This window comes from Halorussus marinus (assembly GCF_004521895.1).
Classification (GTDB): Archaea; Halobacteriota; Halobacteria; order Halobacteriales; family Haladaptataceae; genus Halorussus; species Halorussus marinus.
The window spans coordinates 1-17,560 of the sequence record NZ_SBIR01000018.1 but is presented as its reverse complement, the minus strand read 5'-3'; the positions used below and the strand labels follow the sequence as shown (position 1 = coordinate 17,560).

Genomic DNA, 17,560 nt, shown 5'->3' with positions numbered 1-17,560 from the left:
GCTACGCCGGGAAATCGCTCACGTCCAGCTCGGCGCGCCGGCCGTCGAGCACCGCGAACGACTCGCCGCGTCGGCGCTCCAGCCAGCGGAGCAGGCGGGCGGCCCACTCGAGCTTTTCGGCTTTCTCGGCGCTCACCGACGGATCGTCGAAGTCCCAGCCGACGAACGCGAGCTCGGCCGCCCCGAGGTGGTCAGCGAGGAACGCCGCCCGGTCGCCGTCGGTGAAACCCCCGAAGTTCCGGACGTGGCCGACCGGCTCGGCCTGCGTCGTCGCCAGCACGGCCTCGGCGTCGAACCGCGGGACCCACGTCTCGACCGCCGAGACGTTGTCGCCGTGGGCGTGAACCGCCACGGGGACGCCTTCGGCGGCGAGCTCGCGGGCGGTTTCGGGGGTCTTGTCGAGGTCGGTGACCACGCAGTCGACCCCGACGCCGGCCGCCCGGAGGACGTCGGCGGCCGAGGAGGCGGCGACCACCGCGTCGGCCTCGCGGGCCCGGTCGAGTTCGTCGGACAGCGAGGGGCCCGCCCCAGCTACGGCGACTCGGTCGCCGTCGACGTCGAGCAGTTCGCAGTCGAACGGCTCGGTCAACTCCGCGAGCCGATCGCGGGCCCGCTCGTCGCCCGCCCGGTCGTAGCCCAAGTCGTCGAGTAACTCCCGATAGACGGGGCTCCAGGTGTCGTAGTGCATTGTCAGAACCGTCTGAGCCGGAAGTTCGTCTGCAAGTACCCCTACCCGCGGACGCCCTTCCGGCTTCCCACCGGGGGTTGTTTTTCGCCCGGCATAAGTTTTCTCTTAGCGTTCGGCCTCGCTGACAGCATCGAAGACGGCGTCGAGACGGTCCGAGCCGCCCGTAGAGAGGGTTCGAAGCCGGTCGAGATCGGCCGGCGACCCCGCCAGAATACAGCCGGCGTCGCCGGGCGCGAACGCGACGCCCGCGTCGGCCGCGGCCGCCGCGAGCGCGTCCCGGTCGGCGTCGGCGAGCCCGGTCAGTTCGAAGACGCGGACCGGGACGCGCTCGGCGACCGACTCGTCGGCGCCGACGCGGTGGAGGTGCCGAGACGCCTCGCCCGCGGTCGTCACATCGAGTTCCTCGACGCCGACGCCGGTGTCCCGGACGCGGTCGCGGGCGAACGCCGACCCGATCTTCGCGGCGTCGGCGGTCTCGGCCACGTCGTGGGTCCGGACGACGTGGGCGCCACGCTCGACCGCCATCGCGGTCGCCGCCAGCGAGACCGGTAGCGCCGCCTCGGTCGTGCGACCCGCGAGCTCCCGGAGGAAGTTCTTGCGGTTGATCGAGACGAGGATCGGTCGGTCGAGCCCGCGAAACTCCCGGAGCCGGCGGAACGTCTCGCGGTCGTCTTCGAGCGTCTTGGCCTCCGACCAGCCGCCGAACGCCGGGTCGACGACGGTCTTGTCGGTCAGCCCGCCCCGTTCGAGGGCGTCGTAGATGTCGTCGGGCTTCTCGACCGCCCCGGGCCGCTCCAGATCGGGCGGGCTCGCCATCTTCACCACCGCGGCGTCGCGCTCGCGACAGACAGCGGGCATCTCGGGGTCGGCGAAGCCACAGATGTCGTTGACCATGTCGAAGCCCCGCGAGAGGGCCTCGTCGGCGACCTCGGCGTAGCGCGTCTCGATCGAAAACACCGCGTCGCCAGAGACGCTCTCGATGGTTTCGATCGCGGTGTCGAGCCGGTCGAGCTCCTGGTCGGCCGAGAGGACCTCGAAGCGCTTGTTCGCCGATTCGAGCCCCACGTCGACGATGTCTGCGCCCTCGTCGATGAGCTCGGTGTCGACGTACGCCGCGGCCTCGCCGGGGTCGTCGTAGACGCTCGGGTCGTACGGCGACTCGGCGCTGACGTTCAACACGCCCATGATCCGGGGCGGGTGGTCGTCGCCGATGCCCAGCCCCGCGGCGGAGACGTTCTGCATGTGGGGTACGGTCGGCCGAGAGACAATAAGAGAGTCGCTTCGGAGCCGGAGCCGGGGACGGGGCCGGCTCAGGCCATCTGCTCGATCTGTTCGAGTTCGACCTCGACGTGGACGCCCTCGGGGAAGTCGAACTCGGCCACCCGCCGTGCGAGGTCGTTGTGACCCACGATCTCGAGCTGGCGAGTGTAGACGGTGTAGTCCCACGAGCCGAAGTGGCGAGACTGGTCGCCGTCGGTCGTCTTGTACAGGGGGACCGTGAGGTCGGTCGGCGGGGCCGAGTGGGGGCCGCGGAGCTCGGCGCCCTTTCGTTCTGCTTTCGTGCGAATCTCGTCGACGACGTGCTCCAGCGCGGGGCGATTCCCGCTCTGGAGTCGGATTCTGGTTACGAAGGTCATGGCTGGGTGCTGGGTGTCCGTCCCCTTCAGCGTCGAGGTACGTAAATCGACTGCTCTCGGTTCGCGGACCTCCTCGACTGCGCGGGTCTCCGACATTCTCTTAACGCACCGCCGTATAGAACCCATCAAATGACGGTTCAAGCCACGAGCGCGGGTGCGATCCTCTACCGGGACACCCGCGGTCGACGCGAATACCTCCTCCTGAAGAGCCGACCGGGAGACTGGGAGTTCCCCAAGGGCGGCGTCGAGGGAGACGAAGAGCTACAGCAGACCGCGATCAGGGAAGTCAAAGAGGAGTCGGGCATCCAGGATTTCCGACTGCTCGACGGCTTTCGCGACGACTACGACTACGTCTTCGAGGCCAACGGCGACACCATCCACAAGACGGTCCACCTGTTCGTCGCCAAGTCCTACGAGGCGAGCGCCGAGCTCTCCCACGAGCATCGAGACCACCAGTGGCGCGACTACGATCAGGCGATCAACACGATCACGCAGGACGGCCCCCGCGAGATCCTCGAAGACGCCCACGAGTTCCTCAACGAGAAGGAGGAGAACGGCGACATCTGAGTCGTCGTCGCCCCGAAGGGCCGACGCCCTCGAAGCGTCAGCCGCGCTCGGAACTCGCGCCCGGAGCGTCCCCGGGTTCCGAACCACTTAGGCCGCCCCGACGCCAACCGCCACCGTGACCGACGCGGACGCCGACCCCGAGTTCGTCTTCGAGTTGCGGACCTGCCGGTGGGCCGAACGCGAGTGGCCCCCGAGCGAGTCGACGGCGCGTCCCGCGCTCGTCGCCCGCCAGCTCGGGACCAGACGCCGCCGGTGGGACACCATCGTCGTCGAGGTCGATCCCGAGGGGCTCGCCCGGCGCCGGAACTTCGGCCCCGAGCGCCTCGACTCGGACCTGCTCGCGGTCCTCAGGGACGCCCCGGCCGAGTGGGCGTGGTACCGCGAGGCGCTGGCCGACCCCGGCTACCCGTGGCGCTACGTCCGGGAGGCGATCCACCGCGCCGCCGACCGCGGGATTCTGGACACCCGCAAGTCGGGAAACCGGCTCCAGATCCGCCGGAAGTGGGCCTACCCCGACTGGGTCGACCGGATCGTCGCGATCGAGAACAAGCCCGACCTCGACGCGAGCGCGGCCCGCGCTCTGGGCTCTCAACTTGAGTACGACGTGGCGCTGTCGCTCGCCGACGAGGTGTGGGTGGCGACCCGCGCGACCGGCGAGCGCGTCGAGCCCGCGCTCTTGGAGGGCGTCCCGGTCGAGGCGGGCATCCTGACCGTCGACGCCGAGGGCGACGCGCAGACGCGGGCGAGCGTCGAGTGGTTTCCCCGGTCGCTGGACGCCGACGCGCCCGGCACCCGGATCCTCGACCGTCCCGAGGGCGGCGAGTACGACGCCTCGGCGGCGACCTTCGAGTACGCCGACCCCGAGTGGAAGGCCGACAAGCGGCTGGAAATCGCCGAGCGCGCCTACGAGACGGGGTGGCGGTCGTTCGCCGACACGATGCGCCCGGACTGTCGGCACTTCGAGCTCAGACGCGACGGCCGGGCGCTGTTGCCCTACTGCGGGGCGAACGACTGTCACCAGACCGGGGCGGCCTGTTCGGGGTCGTGTCCGGAGTTCTCCCCGGAGCCGCCCCAGTGGCGGACCGGCGGCTGGCCGATCGAGGGCGGCCCGGGAAAGGGGGTTCGGCGACTACTCGGACGGCGACGCGAGCGCGAGCGCCCGGATTAATCCGAGCGCTCGACGGCGACCGCGTCGCGCTCGACCGCCAGCCGGAACGTCGGCACGGTCCGATAGACGACTTCCACGACCCCCTTTCGCCGGAGGCTCTGGAGCGCGCTCCGGACGTCTTCGGCCTCGGGGTCGACGTCGAACGCCTCCCGGAGCTTGTTCAACACCGACACCACGCTCTCCGAGTCCTCGTCGGGACCCGCGACGACCTCGAACACCTGCTGTTGGAGCCGAGGCACTCGGATCACGTCGGGGACCCCGCCTTCCTCGTCGCTCTCGACCCCGGGCTCGACGTCGACGAGGTCGGCGGCCTCGGCGGTCGCCCGGATGAGGCTGTTGTCGTCGCGGTAGTAGTACTCTTTGAGCTCGTCTTCGAGGTAGCCGTGGACCTCGCTCCCGCTTTCGAGACCCCAGCGGTCCTGTAGCTCGGCGTTCTTCGTCGGCTGTAGCTCCACCAAATCGGCGAGCCGCTCGCGGGCCTCCTCCGAGAGAGTCATCGGTCGGCGCTACGGCGGGGTGATATTTCCGCTTTCCGGAAGGGAAGGATTATTCGGCGAGCGTCCGTACCGACGGGTATGTCCGACTGGGAGACCATTCGCCTCGAGTTCGATTCCGACGACGTCGCGACCCTGACCGTCGACCGACCGGACCGGCTGAACGCGCTGAACGTCGACACCCTCGAAGCCATCGAGGACGCGCTCGAGGAGGCCGAGCGGGAGGGCGCCCGGGCGCTCGTGCTCACCGGCGCGGGCGACGACGCGTTCGTCGCCGGCGCGGACATCGGCTACATGCGCGAACTCTCGACGCCCGAGGCGCAGGCCTACGCCGAACTGGGCCACCGCGTCGCCGACAAGATCGAGCGGTTCCCCGCGCCGGTGATCGCGGCGATCAACGGCTACGCCTTCGGCGGCGGGTGCGAGCTCGCGCTCGCGGCCGACCTCCGGGTCGCCAGCGAGGACGCCGTGGTCGGCCAGACCGAGATCGACCTCGGGATCGTCCCCGGGTGGGGCGGCAGTCAGCGGCTCCCCCGGCTGGTCGGCGACGAGATCGCGCGTCGGCTGATCTTCTTCGGCGAGCGCATCGACGCCCAGGACGCCCACGAGCACGGGCTGGTCGGCGAGGTCGTCGCGTCCGATCAGCTCGACGACCACGTCGCCGACCTCGCGGCCGACCTCGCGGCCAAGCCCGCCTACGCGCTCCGGACGGCCAAGGAACTGCTCAATCAGGCCCACGAGACCGGCCAGGAGGCCGGCCTGCGCTACGAGCGACGGGCGTGGAGCGGCCTGTTCGGCACCCACGACCAGCGCGAGGGGATGGCGGCGTTCCTCGACGACCGGGAGCCCGACTGGGAGTAGCCCGGCTCACGGCGGCGCGTAGCCGTCGAACCGGCGGACCGCGTTCGCGTACAGCAGGGCGGCGACGACCGCGCCGGCGACCGCCACCGCGGCGCCGACCACCCACAACTGATCGAGACCGATCGCCTGAATCTGGGCCGCGACCTCGCGGAACTGCTCGCCGGCCGCCGCCAGCGCGCCGTCGCTCGATCGACTGGCGAGTCCGAGCACCACCGCCGGCAGAAAGCCGAAGACGACCGCGAGCGCCGCCCGTGCGATCCGCGGGGCGACCACGAGCGCCGCGAGCCAGCCCGCGGGGAGTGCGGTCACCGCGATGTGGGCGATCACCGCGGTCATCCGGGGCGGAAGCACGTCGCGACTCTGGCCGACGCTGATCGCGCTGAACCGGGGCAGGGCCATCCCGATCGCGGGCGCGACCGCGACCGAGACGCACGTCGCGTACGCGGCCAGCGCGACCAGCCCGGCCCGCTCGGCGAGCCCGTACGGGGAGGCGAGGGTCGCCGCGCCGGTCGCGACGACCGCGATCGGCAGGCCGTAGACCGCCCCCGGCACCATCAGCCCGCGGACGAACTGGCGGCCCGAGACCGCCGTGAGCGTCACCGGCAACACCGCGCCCTCGTCGCCGAACGGGTTCATCGCGAACAGCGCGCCCGCGAGCCACGGCACAACGACCGCGGCGATCGGGGCGAGAAGCGCGCCGATCGCGCCCGACTGGAGCCCCGAGCTGATGATCGCGCTCCCGACCGCCAGCACGGGGAGAAACAGGAAGGTCAGCCGGTTTGGGTCCCGGCGGGTCCGGAGGAGCGCCCACTCGCCGACCCGCCGGACCGGGACCGAGACCGCCCGCGGGATCGCGAGCGGCGCGACGGCCGCCGCGAGCGCGTCGGGTCGGCTCGCGCCCGACGTCTCGGGGGCGGGACCCTCGGACTCTTCGACGCTCACGGGATCGGTGAACCAGAGCGAGACCGCGGTCCGCTCGACCGCGACGCCGCCCGCGGCGAGGATCGCGAGGCTCGCCGGTAAGACGACGAGCATCCGGGTCTGGGAGCCGACGAGCGGCGTCCCGACCGCCGCGAGGTCGACGAACCACCCAACCGGGAGCCACGCGAGCCACGCCTGACTGACGCCGCCGAGCTCCGGGTAGAGAAACAGGAAGTACAGCCCCATCGCACCCAGCGAGGCCGCCGACCCCAGCACCGTCTTGTGACGGGCGACGAACCGCGAGGTCGCGACCAACAGCGCGACCGCGTAGCCGGCGGTCGACCCGACGACGACCGCGGTCGCGGTGAACAAGAGCGCCGCCGCCGGCACCGCCACCAGGCTGGCGACCGACTCGAACAGGTAGACCGCCGCCCCGGTAGCCACGAGGACCGGTAGCCCGAGGTAGGCGAAGATCCGGAGGGTCTCGGCGATCGCGAGTCCGGCCGCGATCGTGCGTGCCGAGACGGTCGTCAGCATCAGGGGCTCGGCGTCGACCCGGGTGCGGGCCGACGCCACGCGCTGGCCGACCACGAAGACCCCGAACAGCCAGAACAGCGCGACGGTGCCCCGGAGCTGTGCGGGGAGCGCGAGCGCGTCGACCCCGCGAATCGCGTCGGCGAACACCACGACGAAGGCGCCGAGCGACGCCGACGGGATCACCACGCCGAGCGACATGAGCGCGAACCGGGCCTTGTCCGCCCAGATCGCCCGGACCGAGCGTCGGAACTCGAACAGACCCACGTCGAGGGCGTGGCGCGGCCACCCCGGCTCAGCCATCCGTCGCCTCCGCGCTCGCGTCGGCGGCGGGGTCGGTCGCCGTCAGGTCGAGGAACGCGTCTTCGAGCGTGCCTGTCGCGCCGGCCTCGGCCCGACGCGCGAGCGCGTCGGGGGCGTCCTCGGCGACGAGTCGGCCGTCGTAGAGGATACCGACCTCGTCGGCGACCGCCTCGACGACCGGCAGGATGTGGGTCGAGAGAAAGACCGTCGTCCCCGAGTCGGCGAGCCCGCGGATCATCTCCCGAATGGTGCGGGCGGCCCGCGGATCGAGCCCGGAGGTGGGCTCGTCGAGAAAGACCACGTCGGGGTCGTGGAGCACCGCCTGCACGTAGGCGACCTTCTGGCGCATCCCCTTCGAGTAGTCGGCGATCCGGGTCGCGGCGTCGTCGGCGAGATCGAGCTCCCCGAGGAGCCGGTCGATCCGGTCGCGGGTCGCGTCGTCGGCCATGCCGCGCAGGCCCGCGACGTATTCGAGTTGCTCGTAGCCGGTCGCCTGCTCGTACAGCGGGGGCTCTTCGGGCAGGTACCCGATGTGGGGACGGAGACCGTCGCGGTCGGTGACGTCGACGCCCGCGACGGCGCCCGAGCCGCTGGTCGGGCGCGCGAGCCCGGTGAGCATCCGCATGGTGGTGGTCTTGCCGGCTCCGTTGGGGCCGAGAAAGCCGTAGACGGTGCCCGCGGGGATCGAGAGGTCGAGTTCGTCGACCGCGAGGGTCTCCCCGTAGCGTTTCGTGAGCGCTGTCGTCTGGATCGCGGCCATCGTCGATCGTGTCCCACTATGGTTATCGGGCTGATAAAAGTCGGCGCTCCCGGGATCGGCGACCGCGCCCGGGTCGGTCCCGAAGGGGTAGCGATTAGTCGCTCGACTCCGAACCCCCCGCGCATGGAGACAACAGAGGCGTTCGTCGGACTGACGTGCGTCGACTGCGGCGAGACGTTCGACGCCGGGACCGCGACCCACCGATGTCCGGACTGCGACGGCATCCTCGACCCCGAGTACGACTACGAGGCGATCGAGCTGACCCGCGAGGAGCTCGACTCCCGGCCGTTCGAGTCGATGTGGCGCTACGAGGAGTTGCTCCCGTTCGCCCGGTCTGCGGCCGTCTCGATGGACGAGGGCGCGACCCAGCTCGTCGAGTGTCCGAGCCTCGCCGACGAGCTCGGGGTCGGGCGAGTCCTGCTCAAAGACGAGGGGCGAAACCCCACGGGGACGTTCAAGGACCGCGGGCAGGCGGCCGCGATCACCGCGGCGGTCCAGCACGGCGCGACCGACGTGGCGCTCAACTCCGCGGGGAACGCGGGCCAAGCCGCCGCGGCCTACGCCGCCCGCGCCGACCTCGATTCGCACGTCTTTCTCCCCTCGCGGGCGGGGTTCACCAACAAGGCGATGGTCAACGTCCACGGCGGCGACCTCAACGTCGTCGAGGGCCGCATCGGTGACGCCGGCGAGGCCTACGCCGACGCGATGGCCGACCGCGACGACTGGTACTCGGTCAAGACGTTCGTGACGCCGTACCGCCACGAGGGCAAGAAGACGATGCTGTACGAGGTCGTCGAACAGAACGACTGGGAGGTGCCCGACGCGGTGGTCTACCCGACCGGCGGCGGGGTCGGGCTCGTCGGGATGCACAAGGCCGCGACGGAGCTTCGCGAACTCGGGCTGACCGACGAGCTCCCGGCGATGTACGCCGCCCAGTCGTCGGGGTGTGCGCCCGTGGTCGAGGCGTTCGAGGAGGGCAAAGACGTCCACGAGGTCTGGGAGGTCCCCGACACCATCTGTGGGGGCATCGAGATCCCCGACCCCGGCGCGAGCCCCATGATACTCGACGCGCTCCGGGAGAGCGACGGCGGCGCGGTCGCGACCAGCGACGAGGAGATCCTCGACAGCGCGATCGCGGTCGCCCAGCAGGAGGGCCTCGAGATGGGCGCGACCTGCGCGGCCGCCGCCAGCGGGGCGTGGGAGTTGGCGCGCCGCGGGGAGTTCGACGACGACGACACCGTAGTGTTGCTCAACACCGGCGCCGGCAACAAGGACGACGACGTGCTCCGGAGCCACCTGATGAGCAAGGGGATCTAGCGCTCGACGATCGCCGGGTTCTCACACTGGATCCACGCCTCGGGCGAGCCCTTCGACCGGAGTTCGAGTCGGCCGTCGTCGCGGTTTTCGGTGATGCGTCCGTTCGATTCGGAGTCGGACATGGCTTCACCGACGCCCGGGTTCCACATCGTTATTCGCCGTCTACCCTCGCGTCAGGCGGTCCGTTCTGAGGTCGAACGAACCGAAACAGTCAGTAAAAGTACAGCTCGAACTCGTCACCGCAGTTGCGACAGTCGACGCTCGTCCCCTTCAGGCGCTGGCCGTCGCCGAACGCCGCCGTCCGGTCGGTTGCCTCCGAGACGTCGACGGCGGGCGACTCGCAGTTCGGACATCCGATACTCGCGTCGGCTTTCGACATACCCCCACCGACGTCGGCCGGACCGTTAGTTATACGCCGTCTACGGGTCCCGACAGACCCGGCCCGCCGGGTCGCACGACTCGCAGGTCGCCGGCTACCGGTCGACCCGTCGGGGCGTCGTCCCGGCCGACCGACCGCCTGAGTTCGCCCACACCGAACGCGAAGTGACGGACAGACAAATTTATACTTTAGACGAGTCTAATACGACCCACGAAGATGTTGAGCGACGTGATGGAGGACTATCTGAAGGCGATCTACACGCTCCAGACCGAGGACGGCGACCCGGTGGCCACCTCCGCCATCGCGGAGTACCTCGACGTGACCCCGCCCACGGTCACGAGCATGGTCGAGAAGCTCGAAGAGCGCGAACTCGTCGAGCGCGAGAAGTACAAGGGCGTCGAGCTCACCCCGGAGGGCGAGACGGTCGCGCTGGAGGTGTTGCGCCACCACCGACTGCTGGAGGCGTACCTGAACGAACACCTCGACTACGCGTGGAGCGAGGTCCACGACGAGGCCGACCGGCTCGAACACCACATCAGCGAGGAGTTCGAGCGCCGGGTCGCCGAGGCGCTCGGCGATCCCGAAGTCGACCCGCACGGCGATCCGATCCCGAACGCCGACCTCGCCCCGATCGAGGACGACGACACCACGCCCCTGAGCGACCACGGCGAGGGCGAGACTGTCGTCGTCGCCCGGGTGAGCGACCGCGACGACGAGGAGCTCCGATACCTTTCGGAGGCGGGCGTGGCGCCCGGCACCCGGCTGGAGGTCGTCGATGTCGCGCCGTTCGGGATGGTCACCGTTCGGATCCGCGGCGGCGAGGCCGCCCCCGACGACCGACGCGAGCAGAGCCTCCCCGAGTCGGTCGCGGCGTCGATCCGAGTCCGGAGCGGTGACTCCGAGACCGCGACTCCCGAATCCGGGGTGGGCGGCGCGTGACTGGCTGGCTCGAAATCGCGGTCGTGGCGGCGGTCGCCCAGTTGGCGGTGTTGCCCGGCGAGAAAGTCCAGTTCATCATCGCCGGGCTCTCGACCCGGTTCCGGCCGATCGTCGTCGTGAGCGCCGCCGGCGCCGCGTTCGCGGGGTGGACCGCGCTGGAGATCCTGTTCGGACAGGCGCTCAAGAACGCGCTCCCGCCGAACGTCCTCGATGCGTTCACCGCGGTCCTCTTTTTCGCGTTCGCGGTCCTGCTGTGGCGGTCGGCGCCCGCCCGCGACGCCACCGGCGGGCTCGAATCCGACGGCGGGGTCGCGACGCTCTCGCCCGACGTCGACCTCCCGACCGTCTTCGGCCGGGACCTCTCGTCGTCGTTCGGCGGCTTCGTCCCGATCTTCCTGCTGATGGCCGCCGGCGAGTTCGGCGACAAGACCCAACTGGTGACGATCGGGCTGGCCGCCCGGTTCGGCGCGACCCCCGCAATCTGGGTCGGCGAGATGGCCGCCATCATCCCGGTGAGCCTCGCGAACGCCTACTTCTTCCACCGGTTCTCCGGTCGGTTCGACGCCCGGAAGGCGCACTTTTTCGCCGCCGCGCTGTTCGCGTTCTTCGCGGCCGACACCGCACTCGCGCTCGTGACCGGCTTCTCGGTCTGGGAGCAGATCGTCGGCGGGGTCTCGACCGCGGTCCTCGCGGCGGTCTGAGGTCGGCTCGGCCGACGCGTCTGCCGGTGTAGCAGGCCTTTTGACGGACGGGGGCCAACTCGTGACTCGTGCAACCGCTGGTCTCGGCGCTGGCAGGGGTCGCGCTCGGCCTCTCGCTGGCGGCCCCGCCCGGCCCGATGAACGCGATCATCGCCGAGGAGAGCGTCCTTCGCGGGTGGCGCTCGGGGTTCCGAGCCGGACTCGGCGCGATGTCCGCCGACGCCTGCTTTTTGATGCTGGCACTGCTCGGGGTCGTCGCGGTGGTCCGGGACGTGTCGGCCGTCAAGGGCGCGCTCTTCGCCGCGGGCGGCCTCCTGATGCTTTACTTCGCGTACGGCGCGGCCAGCGACGCCAGCGACGCCTTCACGGGCGACCCCACGGACGTGGCCGACGATAGCAAGGGGTTCCGGAAGGCGTTCGTGCTCGCGCTCACCAACCCCTACCAGATCCTGTGGTGGCTGACCGCGGGCGTGAGCCTGCTCGATCCCGGGACCGTCTCGACCGACGCGCTCGGCGGGCTCACCGTCGCGACCGGGAGCCCGGTGATCGTCGTCGGGTTCTTTGCGGGCATCGCGGTCTGGATCACCGGCTTCCCCGCCGCGCTCGTCGCGGCTGGCCGTCGGGTGGACGCGCTCGCGCCTGTGGTCGCCTACGCGAGCGCCGCGGTGCTGGCGCTCGCGGGGCTCTCGTTCCTCTCGGAGGCGGTCGGGATCGCGACGTAGGCGCCGTCCGACTCGGCGCGGGCGCGCGGCTACGTGCGCGGCGGTCGGTTCGCTCACCGCTGGTCGCGACGTCTCCCGGTCGCTCGTTAGCCCTGGCGAGATCGCGCCGCGCGGGAGCGATCGCCCCGAACTACGGCCGCTCGTAGCTCCGTGGCGAGGAGTCGGGCTCGTGGTCCATCTCGGGGACCTCGCCTTCGAGCCACTCGCGGAACCACTTGACCCGCTTGAGCCGCCGGTGGGCGATGCCCTCGGCGGTGTCGGTCTCGACCCGATCGGCCGCGTCTTTGCCCCGCTTCATCACCCGGTCGACCATCTCGGCGGCGTCCATGTGGGTGCGGGCCTCGTAGCCCATCCGGAGCAACATCAGCGCCGTCCCGTTGGCTCCGACCTTGTCGAGCAGGTCGGCCTCGATGAGACACTGGGTCTCTTTGGGCAGGTCGGTCAGGTCGCCCTGATAGGAGTGGTTCTCGACGGCCTTGCAGACCGCCTCGATGAACGATTCGGGGAAGTCGCCGTGAGTCTGGAGGTACTTCCGGGCGATCCGGGCGCCCTCCTCGGCGTGGACGTCCTGATCGGCGTCGAGTTTGGCGATGTCGTGAAACAGCGCGGCGACCCGCGCGACGTCCACGTCGGCGCCCTCCTGTTCGGCGATGGTCTCTGTGAGGTCGACCACGTTGAGGATGTGGTTGAACCGGTACTCCGCGGAGTGCCACGGGTACCACCGCATCCGACCGCCGCCCTCTTCGTTCTCGACGCTCGCCGCCAGATACTCGTAGACGAAGTCCTGCATCGCCTCGAACTCCGAGTCGGTGACGGGCGACTCCTTGATTTCAACGCCCACCGAACCACCCCGGTTGTCTGCGCTCGGTACTCATTCTTACTCGTATAAACGAATGATTGACTCTTTAGAGTTACGACGCCGCGATTCCGGGCGCTTCGCCGAGCGCCGCCCCGTCTCAGCCCCGTTACGGGCGATCCCCTCGGGGTCGATTGTGCGTGTGGTGTGTCACCGTCCCGTCAGGGCGCGGACGCTTCGATCGCCCGATCCGGTCCGACGCGATCCGGCCGGGCCGCCGTCCGGTCCCGGAGTCGCGGCTCGAACACTCGACCCCTACGCGTCGTCCAGCACGAACTCGATGCGTTCGGTGTCGGCGCCCTTCGACTCGCAGTCGGTGATCCGAATCCGGCCGATCTCCCCGAGGCTGTCGACGTGGGTCCCGCCGCAGGGACAGTAGTCGTAGTCTTCGATCTCGACCACCCGAAGCGGGTCGACGCTGTCGGGAATGAGATCGAGCAACGCCCGGCCGTCGTCGACCCGCCGCTCGGCCTCCGCCCGGGGGCGCTCGGCCTTCGTCACGGCGAGGTCGCGGGCGATGATCTCGTTGGCGGTCCGCTCGATGGCCTCGACGTCGTCCTCGGAGAACGCGACGGGTTCGAAGTCGATCCGCGACCGGTCGGCGTGGATCTGGTTGCCCGCGGTCTCGCCGCCGTACTCGTCGAGAACTACCCGCGAGACGACGTGCTGGGCGGTGTGCATCCGTCGGTGGGCCGCCCGGCGCTCGGCGTCGATCTCTCCGCGGACCGTCGCGCCCGACTCGGGGACTTCGCCCTCAATCTCCTCGACGTAGTGGCGAACGTCGCCGTGATTCTTCCGGACGTCTCGGACCGCCGCGCGACCGCCGTCCCACGACAGCGAACCCCTATCGGCGGGCTGGCCGCCGCCCTCGGGGTAGAAGTAGGTCCCGTCGAGGATCACGTAGTCGTCGGTCGCCTCGGTCACCGTCGCCTTGAACTCCGTCACGCCGTCTTCGTCGGGGAGGTAGCGCTGTTCGGTCACGGGCGGTCGGAGGGTTCGGAGGCAGTTAACTCATGGGTCGGCGGAAGCCGTTTTCGACGGCCGACTCAGCCGAGCCAGCCGTCGACCCGGCGCCGGAGTCTGGCGACCAGCGACGACCGGGCCGCGTCGTCCGAGCGTCCCGAGCCGTCGCCGCCGTCGGCGACCGCCCGACTGCGATTCGCGGAGCGATCGCGGGGCGTCGGTCGCGGACCTCCGCGGTGGCGCGGTCGGAACAGATCGCGGGTCGCCAGCCCGACCAGCGCCCCGCACAGTCGGGCCCAGACGACCGTTCGGGGTCGGCCGGCCCTCCGGACGGCGACGACACAGAGCCCCGCCGCGAGAACACCGGCTCCCGCGAGGAGAGTCAGCTCCATGCGTTCGGGCGCCGACGCCGGTCGGCCAAGCGGTGCGACGTTGTGGAGAGGACCATGCACGCGAAACGACGGGACCGAGCGGCTTTGTTATGGGTCGGCTGGCCGTCGAATAGCGGCGGGCTGAAATCGGGGTAATCGAGGTCTACCAAATCCATGCGGCGTCGATTCGAGGACGTCTCGCCCGCACCGACGCTACGGAGTCCGTCCGGGACGTCTCGGCGACGTGCGATCTGTTCCGAGAGCCTTCGGTGGCGTTCGGCGTCCCGGATGGAAAATGAAATCTCTGCTACACTCATATCCTGCTTGCGGTGTTACTCGCAGCAGAAGTAGTCCCGGGCGGATTCGAACCGCCGTCATAGGCTCCAAAGGCCCATATGATTGGCCACTACACCACGGGACTCCTCGCGTCACTCGTCGTCCCGTGACCCTCGAGAATCTATCGATTCTCTCGACACCACGGGACTGCAGTCCACCCTAGCGCCAAGAAACACTTGAACGTATCGCAATCGGCGGCCGCGATCGGTCAGTCGGCCTCGCCCTCCGGGACGAGTTCGGCGCACATGTCCGCCTTCGGATCGAAGCAGTCGGGACACTGGGGCTCGCGGTCGATGATGGTGTCGAGTCGCTCGGCGACCGTCTCGTCGATGACGCTCTCGAGGGCCTTGGCCTCGCTCGGGAACTCCTCGACTTCGAGGACGTTGTGGAGGAACCGCTCGATGATGCAGTAGGTCTGGAGCGCCTCGCGGGCGTGTTCGATCCCCTCGTCGGTGAGGCTGACGCCTTTGTACTTCTCGTGGTCGGCGAGCCCGCGATCTTGGAGCTTGCCGATCATCTCGTTGACGCTGGCGGGGCTCACGTCGAGGCGGTCGGCCAGCGCGCCGGTCGACGCCGGGCCGTTTTCCATTCGCTGGACGAGGTAGATCGCTTTGAGATACTGATCTGCCGTGTTCATGCTCGGTCCTCCATAAATTCGGTCACTTCCTCGACGCCTTCGGCCTCTTCCGCCCGGATCTCCTTTAACGTGGCGAGCAGTTCCTCGCGGTCGAGCGCGAACGAGGCCTCGCTGGCTTCGATCGCTTCGATCAGGTCGTCGTAGAACTTGTACGCGGTCTCCTCGCCGTTGAGCTGATCGTAGAGGACGCCGTCGAAGTCCTCCGGTCGCGTCTGGGCGTACTGGGCCTCGACCAGCGCCTCGACCTCCGCTAAGGGCACCGGATCGGCGTCGAGCCGGTCGATCAGGGCTTCGAGGCGCTCGCGGTGGTCGGCCGACTCCTCCCGGGCGTCGGCCAGCAGGGTTTCGACGTCCGCGTCGCGCTCGTTGGCCGACAGCGTCTCGTAGTGACGCGCCGCCCGCACCTCGACGACTTCCTCCAGAACCACGCCGATCTGGAGCAGGCGAGCGAGCTGGTGGTCGTTCGAGACGCGGTTGCCGACGCTCACGCCGACCACCCGCGCTCGAACGTCGATACGTCAGTCATCGTGGATAGCTCGGATTCTCGGGGACTTAACAGATGTGGTTGTCGGCGGTTTCGGGCCGAACGGCGTCGGACCGTCGAGGGCGGGCCGCCTCGGCTACCGGAGCCGGGCCGCGACGTTCGCTTCGAGGTCCTCGCGCAGTTCCTCGACCTCGACTTCCTCGAGGACCGGGACGAAAAAGCCCTCGACCAGCATGTTCCGCGCGGACCGGTCGTCGACGCCCCGCGAGGTCATGTAGAAGAGATCTTCCTCGTCTATCTGGCCGACCGTCGCCGAGTGGCTCGCCTCGGTGTCGTGGTTGTTGATGATGAGCTTCGGCGAAGCGTCGGCCTCGCTGGTGTCCGACAGCATCAGCGTGTTCTCGCGCTGGTAGGAGTTGGTGTCCCAGGCGTCGCGACCGACGTCCTGGACGCCCTCGTACACCGACCGGGCGTCGTCGTCGAGCACGCCGCGGGTCACCAGATCGGCGGTCGTGTGGGCCGTCTTGTGCCACACGCGGGCCGCGATGTCGAAGTGCTGGTCGTTGTGCCCGAAGAAGGCCCCGACCGTCTTGGTCTCCGAGCCCTCGCCGTTGAGTTCGGTCTCGACCGAGGACTTGGTGAGCCGCGAGCCGAGGTTGCCCTCGACCCAGTTGACCGTGGCGTAGTCGTCGGCGTCACCGCGCTTGAGCGTGTAGTTGTACGTCTCCTCGTCGAGATTCTGGAGCGAGCCGTACTGGACGTGGCTGTTCTCGCCCGCGGCGACCTCGACGATGCCGCTGTAGTACTGCTCGCCGTCGGCCGACTCGCCGGTGTCCTGACGTTCGAGGATCGTCGCCGAACTCGACTGCTCGGTGACCACCAGCGTGTAGTTGAACAGCGACTGGGAGTTCTGGGTGGTCCGGATCGTCACGTCCTCCGCGTCGACGTTCTCCGGGACGTGAACGACCGTGCCCGTGCTGAACAGCGCGGTCGAGAGCGCAGTCAGATAGTTCTCCTGGGGGTCGATGACCGACCCGAAGTGCTCTTTCAGGAGCGGTTCGTGTTCGTCGACCGCGTCCGCGAACGGGAGGACGTCGACCTCGTCGGGACCGACCTGGTCTTTGTCCTCGGCGGCGTTCAGGGGGTCGACGAAACTCTCGTAGTCGAGCCCGTGGAGGTTGGTCCAGTCGCGGCCCGGCGTCCGGATCACGTCGGGCATCTCCAGGTCTTCGAGCGCGTCGAGTGCGTCGAGACGCACGTCGAGGAGCCACTGGGGCTCGCCCAGCGACTCGGAGATCTCCCGGACGGTGTCCTCCGAGATCGTCTCGTGGACTTGCGTCGCAGTCATCCGAGGCTCCCCTCCATTTCGAGTTCGATGAGCCGATTGAGTTCGACCGCGTACTCGATCGGGAGTTCCTCGGTGATGGGTTCGATGAACCCCGAGACGATCATCTGCTTTGCGTCGTCGTCGTCGAGCCCTCGAGACTGGAGGTAGAAGACGTCCTCGTCGCCGATCTTCCCCACCGTCGCCTCGTGGGCCACGTCGACTTTCGACTCGTCGATCTCCATGTACGGCATCGTGTCCGACGTCGACTCGTTGTCGAACATCAGAGCGTCACACTCCACCGACGTCGAGGAGTGTTCGGCCCCCTCCGAGATGTGGACCAGCCCCCGGTAGTTGGTGCGCCCGCCGTCCTTGCTGATGGATTTCGACTCGATCGTCGAGTTCGTATGCGGCGCGTTGTGATAGACCTTCGCACCGGTGTCAATGTTCTGGCCTTCGCCCGCGAACGCGATCGAAATCTGGTTCGCCGACGCGCCTCGGCCCTTCAGCACCGAACACGGGTACAGCATCGTCGCCTTCGACCCCATGCTTCCGGACACCCACTCCATGCGTCCGCCCTTCTCGACGAGCGCGCGCT

At 69.4% G+C, this 17,560-nt stretch carries 22 protein-coding genes and 1 tRNA gene; 7 read left to right on the top strand and 16 right to left on the bottom strand.

Features of this window, described 5'->3' with window-relative positions:
- Position 1 precedes the first annotated feature (1 nt).
- From EPL04_RS17915 to EPL04_RS17905, 3 genes are all read right to left on the bottom strand, one after another.
- Positions 2-688, bottom strand: a complete 687-nt coding sequence (locus tag EPL04_RS17915; RefSeq protein ID WP_134672550.1) for a 6-hydroxymethylpterin diphosphokinase MptE-like protein — start codon at positions 686-688, stop codon at positions 2-4.
- A 105-nt stretch (positions 689-793) separates the two neighbouring features.
- Positions 794-1,930 carry a dihydropteroate synthase gene (gene folP / locus EPL04_RS17910; protein WP_134672549.1) on the bottom strand — a complete coding sequence of 379 codons (1,137 nt, stop codon included), beginning with the start codon at positions 1,928-1,930 and terminating at the stop codon, positions 794-796.
- Between the two features lie 68 nt (positions 1,931-1,998).
- Complete coding sequence (locus tag EPL04_RS17905) at positions 1,999-2,325, bottom strand: uS10/mL48 family ribosomal protein (protein WP_134672548.1); 327 nt, start codon at positions 2,323-2,325, stop codon at positions 1,999-2,001.
- 129 nt (positions 2,326-2,454) lie between these two features.
- Here EPL04_RS17905 and EPL04_RS17900 point away from each other — a divergent pair, with 129 nt between their 5' ends.
- Entirely contained in the window at positions 2,455-2,892 is a 438-nt protein-coding gene (locus EPL04_RS17900; RefSeq protein ID WP_134672547.1) for a bis(5'-nucleosyl)-tetraphosphatase, read from the top strand.
- A 115-nt stretch (positions 2,893-3,007) separates the two neighbouring features.
- Entirely contained in the window at positions 3,008-4,060 is a 1,053-nt protein-coding gene (locus EPL04_RS17895) for a DUF5787 family protein (protein WP_134672546.1), read from the top strand.
- Here EPL04_RS17895 and EPL04_RS17890 read toward each other — a convergent pair.
- The gene (locus tag EPL04_RS17890; RefSeq protein WP_134672545.1) at positions 4,057-4,557 is read right to left on the bottom strand and encodes a DUF5797 family protein; all 501 of its coding nucleotides are present in this window, start codon (positions 4,555-4,557) and stop codon (positions 4,057-4,059) included. The two genes, EPL04_RS17895 and EPL04_RS17890, sit on opposite strands and share 4 nt — an antisense overlap.
- Positions 4,558-4,635: 78 nt before the next feature.
- Between EPL04_RS17890 and EPL04_RS17885 the strand changes: the two genes are divergently transcribed.
- Entirely contained in the window at positions 4,636-5,415 is a 780-nt protein-coding gene (locus tag EPL04_RS17885; protein WP_134672544.1) for an enoyl-CoA hydratase/isomerase family protein, read from the top strand.
- Positions 5,416-5,421: 6 nt separating this feature from the next.
- Here the strand turns inward: EPL04_RS17885 and EPL04_RS17880 are convergent, their stop codons facing one another.
- Both EPL04_RS17880 and EPL04_RS17875 read right to left on the bottom strand, forming a co-directional pair.
- Complete coding sequence (locus tag EPL04_RS17880; protein ID WP_134672543.1) at positions 5,422-7,173, bottom strand: hypothetical protein; 1,752 nt, start codon at positions 7,171-7,173, stop codon at positions 5,422-5,424.
- Positions 7,166-7,933 carry an ABC transporter ATP-binding protein gene (locus EPL04_RS17875; RefSeq protein WP_134672542.1) on the bottom strand — a complete coding sequence of 256 codons (768 nt, stop codon included), beginning with the start codon at positions 7,931-7,933 and terminating at the stop codon, positions 7,166-7,168. The genes EPL04_RS17880 and EPL04_RS17875 overlap by 8 nt, the downstream gene beginning before the upstream one ends.
- A gap of 123 nt (positions 7,934-8,056) precedes the next feature.
- Here EPL04_RS17875 and EPL04_RS17870 point away from each other — a divergent pair, with 123 nt between their 5' ends.
- The gene (locus EPL04_RS17870; protein WP_134672541.1) at positions 8,057-9,250 is read left to right on the top strand and encodes a threonine synthase; all 1,194 of its coding nucleotides are present in this window, start codon (positions 8,057-8,059) and stop codon (positions 9,248-9,250) included.
- Here EPL04_RS17870 and EPL04_RS19380 read toward each other — a convergent pair.
- Both EPL04_RS19380 and EPL04_RS18940 read right to left on the bottom strand, forming a co-directional pair.
- Positions 9,247-9,372 carry a hypothetical protein gene (locus EPL04_RS19380; RefSeq protein ID WP_280177947.1) on the bottom strand — a complete coding sequence of 42 codons (126 nt, stop codon included), beginning with the start codon at positions 9,370-9,372 and terminating at the stop codon, positions 9,247-9,249. The genes EPL04_RS17870 and EPL04_RS19380 overlap by 4 nt on opposite strands.
- Positions 9,373-9,461: 89 nt before the next feature.
- Positions 9,462-9,629 (bottom strand): hypothetical protein, encoded by a 168-nt coding sequence (locus tag EPL04_RS18940; RefSeq protein WP_167599519.1) that lies wholly within the window; start codon positions 9,627-9,629, stop codon positions 9,462-9,464.
- Positions 9,630-9,845: 216 nt separating this feature from the next.
- Here EPL04_RS18940 and EPL04_RS17865 point away from each other — a divergent pair, with 216 nt between their 5' ends.
- The 3 genes from EPL04_RS17865 (at position 9,846) to EPL04_RS17855 (ending at position 11,991) form a co-directional block, all read left to right on the top strand.
- Positions 9,846-10,568, top strand: coding sequence for a metal-dependent transcriptional regulator (locus tag EPL04_RS17865; protein ID WP_134672540.1), 723 nt, complete (start codon positions 9,846-9,848; stop codon positions 10,566-10,568).
- Positions 10,565-11,269, top strand: coding sequence for a TMEM165/GDT1 family protein (locus tag EPL04_RS17860; RefSeq protein ID WP_134672539.1), 705 nt, complete (start codon positions 10,565-10,567; stop codon positions 11,267-11,269). Before EPL04_RS17865 ends, EPL04_RS17860 begins: the two co-directional genes overlap by 4 nt.
- A 68-nt stretch (positions 11,270-11,337) precedes the next feature.
- Entirely contained in the window at positions 11,338-11,991 is a 654-nt protein-coding gene (locus EPL04_RS17855) for a LysE family translocator (RefSeq protein ID WP_280633733.1), read from the top strand.
- Between the two features lie 130 nt (positions 11,992-12,121).
- On the opposite strand, the gene EPL04_RS17850 is transcribed toward EPL04_RS17855, so the two are convergent.
- From EPL04_RS17850 to EPL04_RS17815, 8 genes are all read right to left on the bottom strand, one after another.
- Positions 12,122-12,832 (bottom strand): HD domain-containing protein, encoded by a 711-nt coding sequence (locus tag EPL04_RS17850; protein WP_134672538.1) that lies wholly within the window; start codon positions 12,830-12,832, stop codon positions 12,122-12,124.
- A 270-nt stretch (positions 12,833-13,102) separates the two neighbouring features.
- Entirely contained in the window at positions 13,103-13,828 is a 726-nt protein-coding gene (locus EPL04_RS17845; protein ID WP_134672537.1) for an alanyl-tRNA editing protein, read from the bottom strand.
- Positions 13,829-13,893: 65 nt separating this feature from the next.
- The gene (locus tag EPL04_RS17840; protein WP_134672536.1) at positions 13,894-14,202 is read right to left on the bottom strand and encodes a hypothetical protein; all 309 of its coding nucleotides are present in this window, start codon (positions 14,200-14,202) and stop codon (positions 13,894-13,896) included.
- Between the two features lie 327 nt (positions 14,203-14,529).
- Positions 14,530-14,602, bottom strand: a tRNA-Gln gene (locus EPL04_RS17835).
- Between the two features lie 123 nt (positions 14,603-14,725).
- A complete protein-coding gene (locus EPL04_RS17830) occupies positions 14,726-15,154 on the bottom strand; it encodes a metal-dependent transcriptional regulator (RefSeq protein ID WP_134672535.1) in 429 nt (142 codons plus the stop codon).
- On the bottom strand, positions 15,151-15,642 hold the full coding sequence (locus tag EPL04_RS17825; protein ID WP_134672534.1) for a ferritin-like domain-containing protein: 492 nt from the start codon (positions 15,640-15,642) through the stop codon (positions 15,151-15,153). The genes EPL04_RS17830 and EPL04_RS17825 overlap by 4 nt, the downstream gene beginning before the upstream one ends.
- Positions 15,643-15,774: 132 nt before the next feature.
- On the bottom strand, positions 15,775-16,986 hold the full coding sequence (sufD, locus tag EPL04_RS17820) for a Fe-S cluster assembly protein SufD (protein ID WP_134672533.1): 1,212 nt from the start codon (positions 16,984-16,986) through the stop codon (positions 15,775-15,777).
- A partial coding sequence (locus tag EPL04_RS17815; RefSeq protein ID WP_209019666.1) for a SufD family Fe-S cluster assembly protein occupies positions 16,983-17,560 on the bottom strand: 578 nt, incomplete at its 5' end. The genes EPL04_RS17815 and sufD, both read right to left, overlap by 4 nt.

What these genes read in the sequence shown, in the direction of transcription:
- EPL04_RS17885 (WP_134672544.1), top strand. Translation starts at nt 4,636, where the DNA reads ATGTCCGACTGGGAGACCATTCGCCTCGAGTTCGATTCCGACGACGTC.
- sufD (WP_134672533.1), bottom strand. Translation starts at nt 16,986, where the DNA reads ATGACTGCGACGCAAGTCCACGAGACGATCTCGGAGGACACCGTCCGG.
- EPL04_RS17865 (WP_134672540.1), top strand. Translation starts at nt 9,846, where the DNA reads ATGTTGAGCGACGTGATGGAGGACTATCTGAAGGCGATCTACACGCTC.
- EPL04_RS17880 (WP_134672543.1), bottom strand. Translation starts at nt 7,173, where the DNA reads ATGGCTGAGCCGGGGTGGCCGCGCCACGCCCTCGACGTGGGTCTGTTC.
- EPL04_RS18940 (WP_167599519.1), bottom strand. Translation starts at nt 9,629, where the DNA reads ATGTCGAAAGCCGACGCGAGTATCGGATGTCCGAACTGCGAGTCGCCC.
- EPL04_RS17870 (WP_134672541.1), top strand. Translation starts at nt 8,057, where the DNA reads ATGGAGACAACAGAGGCGTTCGTCGGACTGACGTGCGTCGACTGCGGC.
- EPL04_RS17875 (WP_134672542.1), bottom strand. Translation starts at nt 7,933, where the DNA reads ATGGCCGCGATCCAGACGACAGCGCTCACGAAACGCTACGGGGAGACC.
- folP (WP_134672549.1), bottom strand. Translation starts at nt 1,930, where the DNA reads ATGCAGAACGTCTCCGCCGCGGGGCTGGGCATCGGCGACGACCACCCG.
- EPL04_RS17890 (WP_134672545.1), bottom strand. Translation starts at nt 4,557, where the DNA reads ATGACTCTCTCGGAGGAGGCCCGCGAGCGGCTCGCCGATTTGGTGGAG.
- EPL04_RS17840 (WP_134672536.1), bottom strand. Translation starts at nt 14,202, where the DNA reads ATGGAGCTGACTCTCCTCGCGGGAGCCGGTGTTCTCGCGGCGGGGCTC.
- EPL04_RS19380 (WP_280177947.1), bottom strand. Translation starts at nt 9,372, where the DNA reads ATGTCCGACTCCGAATCGAACGGACGCATCACCGAAAACCGCGACGAC.
- EPL04_RS17830 (WP_134672535.1), bottom strand. Translation starts at nt 15,154, where the DNA reads ATGAACACGGCAGATCAGTATCTCAAAGCGATCTACCTCGTCCAGCGA.
- EPL04_RS17915 (WP_134672550.1), bottom strand. Translation starts at nt 688, where the DNA reads ATGCACTACGACACCTGGAGCCCCGTCTATCGGGAGTTACTCGACGAC.
- EPL04_RS17900 (WP_134672547.1), top strand. Translation starts at nt 2,455, where the DNA reads ATGACGGTTCAAGCCACGAGCGCGGGTGCGATCCTCTACCGGGACACC.
- EPL04_RS17905 (WP_134672548.1), bottom strand. Translation starts at nt 2,325, where the DNA reads ATGACCTTCGTAACCAGAATCCGACTCCAGAGCGGGAATCGCCCCGCG.